Here is a 13,127-nt window from a genome sequence, read left to right as displayed (position 1 = left end):
GCTTCGGTGTGCCGGGCCCGCTCGGCGAGAACGTGGATCGCGCACCGATTCCTGTGACGATGGCCACGGACGGGGTAGGTTGTGTGTAACTCGAAATCTACTCACCAGTAGGAGTACGAAGATGCCCGCTCCGTCTGCGGCGACGTTCGCCCGCCTCGCCGCTCTCATCGCCATCCCGGATGCCGCGGACCGCCCGACGCGCCCGGTGGTCGAAGCGTTCACCGGGCGTGAGCTCGCGATCGTCCCGGTCGGTACCGCGGCCGACGCGCTCGCCGCGGTCGAGCGGGCCCGAGTCGCCCAGAAGGCGTGGGAGAAGCGGTCCCCGGTCGAGCGGGCCGAGGTGTTCCTCCGCTACCGCGACCTGGTTCTCGAGCACAAGGACGCGCTGATGGACATGGCGCAGGCCGAGACCGGCAAGTCCCGCGCGTCGGCACAGGAGGAGGTCCTCGACATCGCGATGACCTCCCGGTACTACGCGCGCCTCGCGCCGAAGCTGCTGCGCCCCAAGCGGGTCCAGGGCATGCTGCCGGGGCTGACCAAGACCGTCGTCCGGCACCACGCGAAGGGCGTCGTCGGCGTCATCTCGCCGTGGAACTACCCGATGACGCTCGCGGTGTCCGATGCGATCGCCGCGCTGCTCGCGGGTAACGCCGTTGTGATCAAGCCGGACAGCCAGACGCCGTACTGTGCGCTCGCGTGTGCCGAGCTGCTGTACCAGGCAGGTCTGCCCCGGGAGCTGTTCGCGGTGGTGCCCGGTCCCGGTTCCGTCGTCGGCACCGCGCTCGTCGAGAACACCGACTACCTGATGTTCACCGGATCCACCGCGACCGGACGCCTGCTCGCCGAGCAGGCCGGCCGGCGGCTGATCGGCTTCTCGGCCGAACTGGGCGGCAAGAACCCGATGATCGTCGCGAAGGGCGCGGACCTGCGCGAGGTCACCGATGCCGCCGTCCGCGCGTGCTTCTCGAACTCCGGCCAGCTGTGCATCTCCGTCGAGCGGATCTACGTCGAGGAGGCGATCGCCCCCGAGTTCATCCGCCAGTTCGGCGAACGCGTCCGGAACATGACCCTGGCCCCCGGCTACGAGTTCGGCATCGAGATGGGCAGCCTGGTGTCCGAGGACCAGGTCAAGACCGTGTCGGGACACGTCGACGACGCAGTGGCCAAGGGTGCCACCGTCGTCGCCGGCGGCAAGGCGCGGCCGGACCTCGGGCCGCTGTTCTACGAGCCCACGGTGCTCACCGGGGTCACGCCCGAGATGGAGTGCTACGCGAACGAGACGTTCGGGCCACTGGTGTCGATCTACCCGGTCGCCGACGTCGAGGAGGCCATCGCGCGCGCCAACGACACCGACTACGGGCTCAACGCGAGCGTGTGGGCGGGCAGCCACGCCGAGGGCGAGGCCATCGCGGCCCGCGTCATGGCGGGCACCGTCAACGTCGACGAGGGCTACGGCCCCACCTGGGGCAGCACCGCCGCCCCGATGGGCGGCATGGGGGTGTCGGGCGTCGGCCGCCGCCACGGCGCCGAAGGTCTGCTCAAGTACACGGAGGCGCAGACCGTCGCGACCACCAGGGTGGTCAATCTCGGCGGTCCGCGGTGGCTGCCGGCCAAGGTCTGGGCCAAGCTGTTGCCGCCCTTCATCAAGGCCATGAAGTACGTGCCGGGACGCTGACCCGTCCGCCGATCGGCCGAGCCCGCCCCGCGTGGTTCGGCCGATCGTTCGTTAGCCACGCGCACTACCTTCTGCGCGGAGATTCGACCCATTAGTCTCTTTCCTGTGAAAGAAGCTGCGTGGGTGCGTCGGGCGCTGGTGGTCGAGGACCAGCCGCTCATGCGCTCGCTCGTGGCCGACGCGCTGCGGCACGCGGGATTCGAGGTCCACGACCGCCCGTCCGCGGCGACCGCGCTCGCCGATCTCGACGAGATCGACCCGGACGTCCTGGTCACCGACATCGACCTCGGGTCGCGGCCCAACGGCATGGAGATGGCGACCATCGTGCATGCGCGGGCGCCGCACTGCGCGACGGTGTTCCTCACGAACTATCCGCGGGCGAGCATCGCGCCAGGCGAGGGCGTTCCGGCGGGCTCGGTGTTCCTCGACAAGGTGGCGCTCGAGTCCGTCGAGCAACTCGTGGCGGCGGTGGAATCCGCATTGGCGGAGAAGCCGCTGCCGCCTCGGCACCTTCCCGACGGCCCGGATGCCGCCCTCGGCCACCTCACCCGGACCCAACTCGATGTGCTGCGCTGTATCGCGCTCGGATGGTCCAACGCCGAGATCGCCCGGCGCCGGGCGTCGAGTCTGCGCAGCGTCGAGAAGATGGTGACCCGCACCTTCGACGCGCTGGGGGTCAACCACAACCCCGACATCAACCCGCGGGTCGCGGCAGCGCAGTTGTACGTCCGCCGCTTCGGATTGCCGGCGGAGTCCGATTGATTCGTCGGTTTCCGTGGCTGGCGCGCATCGGCGGCAGCTCCGCCGTCACCCGCTGGTCGTGGATTCTGACCGCCCCGTTCGCCGTCACGGTGATGGGCAGCTACATCACCGCCCGCAGTCCCCGGGACTGGCCGACCTACTTCGGTGTCGCGGTCATGGTGCACCTGATCATGGGTCTCGCTCTGCTGGTCGCGTGGCTCACGGTGTTGCGTCCGGACCGCCCCCGGCACCGCCCGGTCGTCTCCCTGATCGTGTTCGCGGCGCTGGGGGCGTGCCGGCCGTTCCTGCTCGACGCGCTGTTGGTGTTCAACGGTTTCGCCACCGACGACCGGTCGCTCTGGGCCAGGCTCTTCATCAACATGACCACCGCGGTGGTGGCGCTCTCGCTGATCGCGATCCTCGTCGACTCCGTGCGGGAGCACGACGCCACGATGCGGCGGTTGCGGGCTGCTCGCACGGCGCTCGACGAGCAGCGGCGCGTCGACGAGGAGTACCTGGCCGGATTGGGGCGCCGCTACGCCGACGATCTGGCGGCCCAGATCGATTCGGCGCTCGCCGCGACCGACAGGGCCGGCATCGACTCCGCGAGCGGCGCGCGTCTACTGCGCGGCATCTCGGAGGAGATCGTCCGGCCCATGAGCCACGCGCTGTTCGACGACGTCACGCCGCCGCCGCGGCCCAGCGTCGCGCTGCCGGTGTTGACCCTGCGCGAACGTCTGCACGGAGTACTACAGGCCGTGCGCCCGGCCCCACTCGTGCTGCCGGTGCTCCTGTACACCGTGGTCGTCCTGACGTATCTGGTCACGAGTTACGGCGTGCGTGAAACCGTCCTGCAGGTCGCGGCCGGGCTGGTCGTGTGCGTGTCGGGTAGCTGGGTCGTGGCGAAGGTGGCGGTGCGGATCGGGAACGCGGCCGCGCGGACCGGGTTTCTCGCGGCCGCGTACAGCGCCGTCGGCGCCGTCACCGCGGTGGCGTTCTGGCTGATCCTCGGCGGCGTCGGGTTCCCCCCGGCGTTCGTCGTGCCGGGTATCGCGTTCTATCCGTTCGCCGCGCTCGCGATGTGCCTGATCCGGGCCGCCAACGAGCAACGCGCGCTGGAGGAGCAGCAACTCGCCACGGCGCTCGCGGAACAGAGCCACCTGTCGGCGGAGGTGCACGGACGGGTGGTGGCGGCCCGTCGCCGGCTCGCTCACGTCCTGCACTCTTCGGTGCAGGGCGAATTGGTGGCCGCGGCCCTCATGATGCACGGCGCGGCCACGCCGGCACCGATGCGTCCGGCCGATGGTCGTTCGGTGGAGGGAACCGTCTCGGAGATTCTCGGCCGGGTACTCCGAGAGGTGGCCGACGAGAAGTCACGTCCGCGGATCCCCACCTCCGACGCCCGACAGCAGATCACCGAGCTGGTGGGGATGTGGTCGGCCGCGGTACCGGTCCGCAGCGACATCGATCCCGACGTCTGGCCGTTGCTGTCGGCGAGCCCGGTACGCCTCGAGCATGCGATCGACGTCCTGTCCGAGGGCTTCACCAATGCGATACGGCACGGAACCGGCGGGACCCTGTCTCTGACGATGGTCGTCGATCCGCGGACATCGGTGATCTGCATCGGAATTCGCTCGCCGGGACGGATCTCCCGCGACGGCTCGGACGGGGTGGGCCTCACCGCTCTGGCAGCGAAGGTCGGCACGGCCGAACTGGTGCAGGAGCACGACTCGGTGCTGCTCTCCGTGCGCTTGGACTGACCACCTCTCGGGTGGTGTGCCCGCCGTCACGGCGCGATGTCGCAATACCCGAACGTCCGCCGCGACCGCCGAATCGGCGCTCCTAGTGTTCCCCTCGGATGCCGGCCGGGACCGACCGACGAGCTGACGGACAGCTCCCGCATCCCGAGTGCCGAAGGGACGTGAGCCGAGATGGGACACACAGCGGGACAGATCATTCCACTCGCACTGGGCATGATCGTGAGCCCTATCCCGGTGGCCGCCCTGATCGCGATCCTGCTGTCCGCGCGCGCCAGGACGAACGCGTTCGCCTTCACTGCCGCCGCCGTGGCGGCCTCGGCCGTCGTCGTCGGTATCACCGCCGCGACGACCGGGACGAGTGCCGCGCACGCGGGCCGTGCCGCCCACCCCACCCAGCTGATCTTCGCCACGTTGTTCGGGCTGGTCTTCGTGGTGCTGGCCGTCCTCACCTGGCGGGGGCGCCCCCGGAACGGTGCGCCCGCCGTGATGCCGACGTGGATGGCGCAGATCGACACGATCGGACCCGGCCGCGCCGCGGTGCTCAGCCTGCTGCTGACCGTGCCGAACGCCAAGAACCTGCCACTCGAACTCAAGGCCGGAGCCCTCATCGCGGAAGGGCATCTGCCGCCGAGTCACGCCGCCGCACTGACGGCACTCTTCGCCGTCCTCGGCGGCACCGCTCTGATCGTCCTGGCCGTCCTCGCCGCCGTCCCCTCGAAGCGGGTCACCGCGGCGCTGGGTGTGGTCAAGGAGGAGTTGATCCAGCACAACGCGGCCATCATGACCGTGCTGTTCGTCCTGCTTGCGGGACTGCAGGTCTCGCACATCGTCACCGCGCTCACCGCGTGAGCGCACCGAACCGAAGGAGGAGAGACATGACTTACGCTGCCCCCCGAACCGATACGGCCATCATCCAGACCACCTACGGGCCGGTGCGTGGCACCCACTGCGGGCCGGTCGCGGTGTGGAAGGGGATCCGCTACGCGGCCGCCCCGACCGGTGATCGTCGCTTCCGCGCTCCGGTGCCCCCGCAGCCGTGGGCCGAGGTGTTCGACGCCGACCGATTCGGACCGGTGGGCCCGCAGAGCGCGATGCCGGGAATGTCACTCGGCGACGACGTTCGGCAGGACGAGGACTGCCTGTCGCTCAACGTGTGGGCCCCCGACGCCGGCGCGACGAAGAAGCCGGTGATGGTGTGGATCCACGGCGGAGCGTACTTCCGCGGTGCGTCGAGTCAGCCGGTGTACGACGGACGGGCGCTGGCCGAGGCGGGAGACGTCGTCGTCGTGACGATCAACTACCGACTGGGTGCCTTCGGCTTCGTCGACTTCTCGTCGCTGAGCAGCGACCGTCACCGGTTCGACACCAACGTCGCGATGCAGGACATGATCGCCGCCCTGCGCTGGGTGCAGGCGAACATCGCGGCCTTCGGCGGCGATCCGGACTGTGTCACCGTGTTCGGTGAGTCGGCCGGCGGCGGCGCGGTCACCACCTTGTTGACGATGCCGTCGGCGCGGGGACTGTTCCACCGCGCGATCGCCGAGAGCTCACCGGCCACGTCGGTGTACAACCAGGAGAGGGCCGCGCACGTGGCGCAGTTGTTCCTGGAGATCCTCGGCGGCGCAGACGATCCCGTCGATCGTCTGCTCACCGCGAGCACCGACGAGTTGCTCGCCGCGTCGGACGAGCTGTTCTCGCGCATCCCCACCGACACCCCCGGGACACTCGCGTTCGGGCCGGTGGTGGACGGCACGCTGATACCGGACTACCCGGTCAACGCGTACTGGAACGGCACCGCGCTGCGAGTCCCGTTGCTGATCGGTACGAACAAGGACGAGGCCTCACTGTTCAAACTGATGAAGTCGCCGCTGATGCCGCTCGACCCGGACGTCATCCGCGGCATGTTCGCCGAGATCGCCGCCGAGCACCCGGACGTCGAGTTTCCCGATCAGGCGCGCATCGAGTCGGCGTACTCGGGACTGGCCACCAGGAACGACGCGATGGGCCTGACCCGCGACTTCGGATTCCGATTGCCGACGCTGTGGATCGTGGAGGCGCACAGCCGCTACGCCCCCACATGGCTGTACCGTTTCGACTACGCGACCCCGATGCTGAAGGCACTGAAGATCGGTGCCACACACGCGACCGAACTGCCCTATGTGTTCGGAAACATCGCCCACGGTCCCCGGGAGATCACCTATCTTCTGGGCGGATTGTCCACGGCACGAAGGGTGTCGGAGCGGATGCAGCACCGTTGGCTGGCCTTCGCCGAGGCCGGGACCCCACTCGGGCTCGAAGGCGAGCCCGAGTGGCGGGCCTACGACCGCGACGGCCGCTCGACCCTGGTGATCGACAAGCACGACACGGTGGTTGCCGATCTCGACGGACCGCTGCGCGCGGCGTGGGGGGAGCAGGTCATCGCGTTCGCGTGAACGCCCTGTGCGGTGGGCGTCGAAAAAATCGTTCGAAAGTTTGAAATGACCGAATCTGCAACGGATTTACCCGGCGGGGCAGCGTCGGCTCTGGTGGAATCGCGGTAGCGTCGTATCGAGACGCGCCACCGGGAGAAAGGCGCACACCATGACCGTGGAATCGCTCGAGGACGAACCGCGGGTAGGCCGCCGGGAGTGGATCGGGCTCGGCGTCCTCGCCGCCGGTCTGTCGCTCATCGTCGTCGACGGCACCATCGTCAACGTCTCGCTCCCGGTGATCATCGACGAACTGGGTCTCGACCTCACCGACGCCCAGTGGATCAACAGCATATACTCGGTGGTGTTCGCGGCACTGCTACTCACCGCCGGCCGCCTCGGCGACCGGCTGGGCCGCCGGATGCTCTTCGTCGCCGGTGTCGTCGTGTTCATCGGCGGCAGCCTGATGGCGGCGGCGTCGGAGTCCTCGACGGCGCTGATCGTCGCCCGCGTCGTGCAGGGCGTCGGCGGCGCGCTGGTGCTGCCGTGCACGCTGTCGACGGTCAACGCCACGTTCCGCGGACGCGACCGGGCCATCGCGTTCGGAGTGTGGGGCGCGGTCATCTCCGGAATGGCGGCCGTGGGCCCGCTGCTCGGCGGCTGGCTCACGACGTCGTTCACGTGGCCGTGGATCTTCCTGGTGAACGTGCCGATCGGCATCCTCGTCATCATCGGCGCGTTTCTCACGGTGCCCGAGACCCGGGCGAAGATCACCGTGCCCGGACTCGACGTGGTGGGTCTGCTGCTGAGCGCAATCGGTTTCGGCGCGTTGATCTTCGCGCTCATCGAGGGCCAGACCATCGGTTGGTGGAAGCCCATCGCGGATCTCCACGTGTTCGGGGCGACGTGGCCGTCGACGGCGCCGATCTCGGCCACCCCGGTCGTCGCCGCCGTCGGCGTCGTCGCACTCGTCGGATTCGTCCTGTGGGAGCGGCACCGGGCGCGGATCCGGTACTCCGCCATCCTCGATCTGGGGCTCTTCCGGTTCCACACCTTCAGCTGGGGCAACTGCACCGCGATGGCGGTCGCGATCGGCGAGTTCGGTCTGCTGCTGGTGCTACCGCTGTTCCTCGTCAACGCGTACGGGCTCAGCACGCTGGGCGCCGGCTACGTGCTCGCGGTGATGGCGCTCGGCGCGTTCGCGTCCGGAGCGGCCGCGCGTCACGTCACCGCCCGCTTCGGTGCCCCGCGCACCGTGATGCTCGGTCTGGCACTCGAGGTGGTCGGCGTCCTGGCGTTCGCGCTGTACCTGCGGCCGTCGTCGGCGGCGTGGCTGCTGGCGCTGCTGCTCGCGATCTACGGCCTCGGGCTGGGGCTCGCGTCGGCGCAGCTCACCGGCACGGTTCTCGTCGACATCCCGACGTCGGAGTCCGGCCAGGGATCGGCGACGCAGAGCACGGTCCGTCAGCTGGGCGCCGCGCTGGGCACTGCGATCCTGGGGACCGTGCTCTCGCTCGGGCTCGCGCACGCCCTCACCGACCGCCTCGAACCGGTGGCGCTGCCGCCGCAGGTGGAGTCGGGACTCGTCGACAGCACCCGTGACTCGGCCGGCGGCACCATCCCACCGATCCGGGAGCAGGGCGACCACGGCAGGCTCGGCCCGGCCGGACCCGAGACCGCCGACGCGCTGTCCGAGGGCTTCGCCGACGCCACCCGCTGGTCGCTGTTCGTCGCGGCCGGATTCCTCGCCGTCGGACTCGCAACCGCCACCCGACTACAGCACCGACGCCCGGAGGACGACGACGCCGCGGCCACCGCCACGGCGTAGGCGGCGCGTCGGACAGGCGCCCAGCGGCGAGCGCCGGACGTGGCTGCGGGCGGGAAAGGTCACTCGTCGGTGGGCGGGAGGATCTGCCACAGCAGCATGGTGGCGGCGACACCGAGCGCGCACGCCACCCCGAACGCCGCCGCCAGCAGGAACGATCCTGTCAGCGACAGCGTCACCGCGATGACCAGTACCGCCAGCACCGCGACCCCGACGGTCTGGATCGCCCGCACCGGCCGTCGACCGGGGTGTTCGTGCACTACCTGTGGTTACCGCGCCGGGTCATCGCCATCGCCATCCCCGCCGCGCCCAGCACGACGACCACGGCACCGACGATGACGTTCGACAGGATCATCCCCGTACTCGTGCTCACGCCGGAGACGAGCCACGGCGACACGATCAGCCACACCCCCAGAAGCGGTGCGACGAAAGCGATCCCGTGCGTGCGGCCGTACATGGTCGCGTACCCGGCGGCCAGCAGTGCCACCGCGAGACCACAGATGAGATTGCTCATCATGAGCGACGTCTGCCCGCTGAATCCGACGATCCACGACGACGCCGCCGCGTAGAGACCGCCCAGCACCATCAATCCCTCCGCAACCTGGAGGGCCGGACCTCCACCGAGTTCGTCGTAGCTGTTGCGGAGCGCGACGATGTCCGGGTGGGTTTCCATCGACATGTTCGGTGTGATCGACATGGCGAATCATCTCCTCGGCCTGTTCGACCTGTGTCCTTTCGACACTAATTGCCCGGCCGGGCGGCGTACAGGGCCTGTTCGGATCGCCCGGCGGAACGACCGGAGCGGGCGGCGCCCCGACGGCCGCCGCCCGCTCCGGTGCGCTGTCGCGCCGATCAGTTCGGGCGGAAACCGAAGTCCGTGCCCGCGACGCTGTCCCAACGTGACGTCACGTACTTCGGACGCGTGTAGAAGCTCCACGATGCGTTGTTCAGGCCGGTGTCGCCGTAGGCGGAGTCCTTCCAGCCCTGGACGGCATACGCCGCCACGGGGACGGGGATGGCGACGTTGATGCCGACCATGCCCGCGGACGCCCGGCGTTCGAACTCGTTGGCCGCGGCCCCGTCCCTGGTGAAGATCGACGCCCCGTTGCCGTAGCGGTGATTCGCGATCAGTGCGAGACCGTCGTTCAGCGAGTCCACCCGCATCACCACGAGTACCGGGCCGAACAACTCGTCCTGGTACGCGGGCGAGGACACGTCGACGTCGGCCAGCACGGTCGGCCCGATGAAGTATCCGCCTTCGTATCCGGCCACGACCTCGGTGCTGCGGTCGACCACCGCCCGGGCACCGGCCGCGACCGCCTCCTTGACGGCGGCCTGGATGCGCTGCTGCGACTGGCGGTTGATCACCGGACCGACCTCGGTGTCCGGGGCATTGCCGGCGCCGAGGCGCACCTGCTGGGCGCGGCCGACGAGCTTGTCGAGCAGGGGCTCGGCGGTGTCGCCGACGACCACCGCCACCGAGATCGCCATGCACCGCTGGCCGGCGGCGCCGAAGCAGGCGGAGGTGAGTTGGTCGGCGACGACGTCCAGGTCGGCGTCGGGCATCACGATCATGTGATTCTTCGCGCCGCCGAAGGCCTGCACGCGTTTGCCCGCGGCCGCGGCCCGCGAGTAGACGATGTGCGCCACCTTGCTCGAACCCACGAACGACACCGCCTCGGTGTCGGGCGAATCGATCAGCTGCTCCACGGTGTCCTGCCGACCGTGCACGACGTTGAGCACGCCGTCCGGCAGACCGGCCTCCCGGAACAGCTCGGCGATACGCAGGCAGACGCCGGGATCCTGCTCGCTCGGCTTCCAGACGAAGGTGTTACCCGCCGCCAGGGCCACCGACACCATCATCATGCCCATCATCGCGGGGAAGTTGAACGGTGTGATGCCCACGCAGACACCCAGGGGATGCAGCACCGACTTGGTGTCGATGTTCGGACCGGTCTGCAGCGACGTTCCGCCGCGTGCCAGTGCCGGTCCACCACAAGCGAGTTCGACGGAGTCGGCCGCTCGTGAGATCTCGCCGGCGGCGTCGTCGAGGGTCTTGCCGTGCTCCTCGGTGATCATCGCAGCGAGCTCGGAACGGTTGGCCAAGAGCAGTTCACGGAACCGGTACAGCACGTGGGCCCGCTTGGACAGGGGCGTGGCGGCCCAGCCGTCGAAGGCGCTCGCGGCAGCGGCGATCGCTGCGTCCACCGTGGCTGCGTCCGCCATGGGCACGGTGGCGACCGGCTGGTCGGTGGCCGGGTCGAGCACATCGATGGTGTCGGAGCCGCCCGCGACGGGGGCGCCGTTGATCCAGTGGGGGATGGTGCGCATGGGTGATGAACCTTTCAGGGGTAGAGCAGAATTCACAGGGAAGTGCCGAAGCGGGCGCGGTGTTCGTCGTCGAGCGCGGCCAGCGAGGTGCCCTTGGTCTCGCGCATGAACAGGACCGCGACGATCGAGATCAGTCCGGCGACCGCGACGTAGATCGCGATCGGAACCCAACTGTCGAAGGTGCGCAACAGCATCGTGGCGATCACCGGGGCGAGGGACCCGGCGAAGATCGCGGTGACCTGTGCGCCGAGGGAAACACCGATGTAGCGCATGTGCGTGGGGAACATCTCCGAGAGGAGCGCCGGCTGCGGTGCGTACATGACGGCGTGGATGATCAGGCCCACCGTGATCGCGCACAGGATGAGCGCGTCGGACTTGGTGTCCATCAACGGGAATGCCACGAAGCAGTACACCGTGGCCAGAGTCGCGCCGGCGAGGTAGACGGGGCGGCGGCCCACCTTGTCGGACATCCAGCCGAACACGAGGATCATCGCGGCATGAACGATGTGCGAGATCAGCATCAGAGTCAGGATGGTGGAGGTGTCGACGTCGAGCTGCACCTTCAGGTACGTCAGCGAGAAGGTGACGACCATGTAGTAGAGGATGTTCTCGATCACCCGGGCGCCCATCGCGGTGAGCACCTCGCGGGGACGTGCCTGGAAGACGCGTTTGATCGCCTTCCACGTGCTCTCCGCCTGCGGCTGCTCCTCGGCCGCGTCCTTGAAGATCGGTGAGTCCTCCACCTTGGTACGGATGAACCAGCCGATCAGAACGATGAAGGCGGAGAAGAAGAACGCCACACGCCAACCCCACGAGAGGAAGGCGGCCTCGGGAAGCGCGAAGGACAGCACCAGGAGCACCACGGTCGCCAGGACGTTGCCGAGTGGCGCGCCGACCTGCGGGAAACTGGCCCAGAACCCACGCTTGTCGTCGGGGCTCTGCTCGGCGACGAGCAGCACGGCGCCGCCCCACTCGCCTCCGATCGCGATGCCCTGCATGAAGCGGAGCACCACGAGGATGATCGGTGCCGCATAACCGATCTGGTCGAAACTCGGGATCGCGCCGATCAGGAAGGTCGAGACACCGATGACCAGAAGCGAGACCTGCAGCAACTTCTTGCGGCCGAACTTGTCGCCGTAGTGCCCGAAGATGATGCCGCCGATCGGACGGGCGACGAAGCCGATCGCGTAGGTCAGCAGAGCGGCGATCACACCGTCGAGCGGATTGCCGGTCGCCTTGAAGAACACGTCGCCGAAGACGAGCGCCGCCGCCATGCCGTAGAGGAAGAACTCGTACCACTCGGCGACCGTCCCGGCCATGGAGGCCGCGACGATCCGGTGGAAGCCGGCGGGGGTCTTCTGCTTGGGCGTCTCGGGAGCCGGGTCGGTCAACTGTGCGGTCACCGGACCCCCTCCCGGGCAGGCTCGATCTCGATCGTGCCGTCGACGAGACGGATCAGGGCCGAGAAGTCGAGGCCGCCGAAACCGTTGTCGGCGAGCAGGTCCAGTCGTCGGGCGACCTCCGCGGTTGCCGAGGCGTCGATCCCGTGCGAGGCCGCCGCGTCGAGCGCGAGGCCGAGATCCTTGCGCATCAGGGTGACGGCGAAGCCGCCCGTGAAATCCCTGCTGGACGGTGCGGACTCGACGGCGCCGCCGACGGGGTAGTAGCTGCGCAGCGCCCAGCTGTCGCCGGTGGAGACACCGGCGATATCGATGACCGTCTTCGGTGCGATACCCAGACGTTGTGCCAGTGCCGCGGCTTCACAGGTGCTCTGCATGTTCGCGGCCAGCATCATGTTGTTGAGCATCTTGGCGCTCTGGCCCGCCCCGAGATCGCCGGCGTGGAAGACGCGCGTGCCCATGGCCTGCAGGAGCGGGCGAGCCTCGTCGAGGTCCGCTTCCGCGCCGCCCACCATGAACGTCAGCGTCGCGTTCGCGGCGCCGGCGGTGCCACCGGAGACCGGGGCGTCCAGGAAGCGACGACCGGTCGCGGCCACGGCCGCGGCGATGTCGACGGCCTGGGCGGTGGCAATCGTCGAGGAGTCGATCACCAGCGCGGCCGGAGCGGCGACGGCGAGGGCGCCGGAGTCGAGCAGGGCTGCACGCACGTGGTCGCCCTTGGGCAGCATGGTGATCAGGACGTCGGCGTCCGCTGCGACGTCGACGGGCGAATCGGTGGTGGGGATGCCGTGGGCTGCCGCGTCGTCGCGGGCGGCGGACGACAGGTCGAAACCGACCAGTTCGAACCCCGCACTGTGCAGATTTGCAGCCATCGGCAACCCCATGTTGCCCAGGCCGATCCAACCGATCTTCATGGTGGTGCCCTTCCGTCCGATGTCGAGCTGTAGGTGTCTACGTCGACCGTGGGACAAGAGTGAGCTAGATTAC

General features: G+C 69.0%; 11 protein-coding genes. 6 read left to right on the top strand and 5 right to left on the bottom strand.

What is annotated here, in order from left to right; genetic code table 11:
* The first annotated feature begins 79 nt into the window (after window positions 1–79).
* From PSS76_RS00580 to PSS76_RS00555, 6 genes are all read left to right on the top strand, one after another.
* Window positions 80–1,675 carry a succinic semialdehyde dehydrogenase gene (locus tag PSS76_RS00580; RefSeq protein ID WP_337455735.1) on the top strand — a complete coding sequence of 532 codons (1,596 nt, stop codon included), beginning with the start codon at window positions 80–82 and terminating at the stop codon, window positions 1,673–1,675.
* Window positions 1,676–1,780: 105 nt separating this feature from the next.
* Complete coding sequence (locus PSS76_RS00575; protein ID WP_013414437.1) at window positions 1,781–2,437, top strand: response regulator transcription factor; 657 nt, start codon at window positions 1,781–1,783, stop codon at window positions 2,435–2,437.
* On the top strand, window positions 2,434–4,176 hold the full coding sequence (locus tag PSS76_RS00570) for a sensor histidine kinase (RefSeq protein ID WP_238782148.1): 1,743 nt from the start codon (window positions 2,434–2,436) through the stop codon (window positions 4,174–4,176). Before PSS76_RS00575 ends, PSS76_RS00570 begins: the two co-directional genes overlap by 4 nt.
* Window positions 4,177–4,347: 171 nt before the next feature.
* A complete protein-coding gene (locus PSS76_RS00565; RefSeq protein ID WP_081183694.1) occupies window positions 4,348–5,025 on the top strand; it encodes a GAP family protein in 678 nt (225 codons plus the stop codon).
* Between the two features lie 26 nt (window positions 5,026–5,051).
* Window positions 5,052–6,608 carry a carboxylesterase/lipase family protein gene (locus PSS76_RS00560; RefSeq protein ID WP_084848257.1) on the top strand — a complete coding sequence of 519 codons (1,557 nt, stop codon included), beginning with the start codon at window positions 5,052–5,054 and terminating at the stop codon, window positions 6,606–6,608.
* 148 nt (window positions 6,609–6,756) lie between these two features.
* Window positions 6,757–8,412 carry a DHA2 family efflux MFS transporter permease subunit gene (locus PSS76_RS00555; protein WP_005516454.1) on the top strand — a complete coding sequence of 552 codons (1,656 nt, stop codon included), beginning with the start codon at window positions 6,757–6,759 and terminating at the stop codon, window positions 8,410–8,412.
* Between the two features lie 59 nt (window positions 8,413–8,471).
* On the opposite strand, the gene PSS76_RS00550 is transcribed toward PSS76_RS00555, so the two are convergent.
* From PSS76_RS00550 to mmsB, 5 genes are all read right to left on the bottom strand, one after another.
* On the bottom strand, window positions 8,472–8,669 hold the full coding sequence (locus PSS76_RS00550) for a hypothetical protein (protein ID WP_022593293.1): 198 nt from the start codon (window positions 8,667–8,669) through the stop codon (window positions 8,472–8,474).
* The gene (locus tag PSS76_RS00545) at window positions 8,669–9,106 is read right to left on the bottom strand and encodes an SPW repeat protein (RefSeq protein WP_337455734.1); all 438 of its coding nucleotides are present in this window, start codon (window positions 9,104–9,106) and stop codon (window positions 8,669–8,671) included. The genes PSS76_RS00550 and PSS76_RS00545 overlap by 1 nt, the downstream gene beginning before the upstream one ends.
* Before the next feature lie 155 nt (window positions 9,107–9,261).
* Window positions 9,262–10,740: a CoA-acylating methylmalonate-semialdehyde dehydrogenase gene (mmsA, locus tag PSS76_RS00540; protein WP_022593295.1), complete on the bottom strand. Its 1,479-nt coding sequence runs from the start codon at window positions 10,738–10,740 to the stop codon at window positions 9,262–9,264.
* A gap of 32 nt (window positions 10,741–10,772) precedes the next feature.
* On the bottom strand, window positions 10,773–12,143 hold the full coding sequence (locus PSS76_RS00535) for an MFS transporter (protein ID WP_013414443.1): 1,371 nt from the start codon (window positions 12,141–12,143) through the stop codon (window positions 10,773–10,775).
* Window positions 12,140–13,111 carry a 3-hydroxyisobutyrate dehydrogenase gene (gene mmsB, locus PSS76_RS00530; RefSeq protein ID WP_337455733.1) on the bottom strand — a complete coding sequence of 324 codons (972 nt, stop codon included), beginning with the start codon at window positions 13,109–13,111 and terminating at the stop codon, window positions 12,140–12,142. The genes PSS76_RS00535 and mmsB overlap by 4 nt, the downstream gene beginning before the upstream one ends.
* Between the last annotated feature and the right edge of the window lie 16 nt (window positions 13,112–13,127).

This window comes from Prescottella sp. D32, from assembly GCF_037287305.1.
Lineage (GTDB): Bacteria > Actinomycetota > Actinomycetes > Mycobacteriales > Mycobacteriaceae > Prescottella > Prescottella equi.
The sequence above is the reverse complement of the archived record's forward strand: the minus strand, read 5'-3'. Positions and strand labels throughout refer to the sequence as shown.

Bases quoted from the DNA above. Each gene is read 5' to 3' on its own strand.
- PSS76_RS00565 (WP_081183694.1), top strand. From the start codon at position 4,348: ATGGGACACACAGCGGGACAGATCATTCCACTCGCACTGGGCATGATC.
- PSS76_RS00560 (WP_084848257.1), top strand. From the start codon at position 5,052: ATGACTTACGCTGCCCCCCGAACCGATACGGCCATCATCCAGACCACC.
- PSS76_RS00555 (WP_005516454.1), top strand. From the start codon at position 6,757: ATGACCGTGGAATCGCTCGAGGACGAACCGCGGGTAGGCCGCCGGGAG.
- PSS76_RS00545 (WP_337455734.1), bottom strand. From the start codon at position 9,106: ATGTCGATCACACCGAACATGTCGATGGAAACCCACCCGGACATCGTC.
- mmsA (WP_022593295.1), bottom strand. From the start codon at position 10,740: ATGCGCACCATCCCCCACTGGATCAACGGCGCCCCCGTCGCGGGCGGC.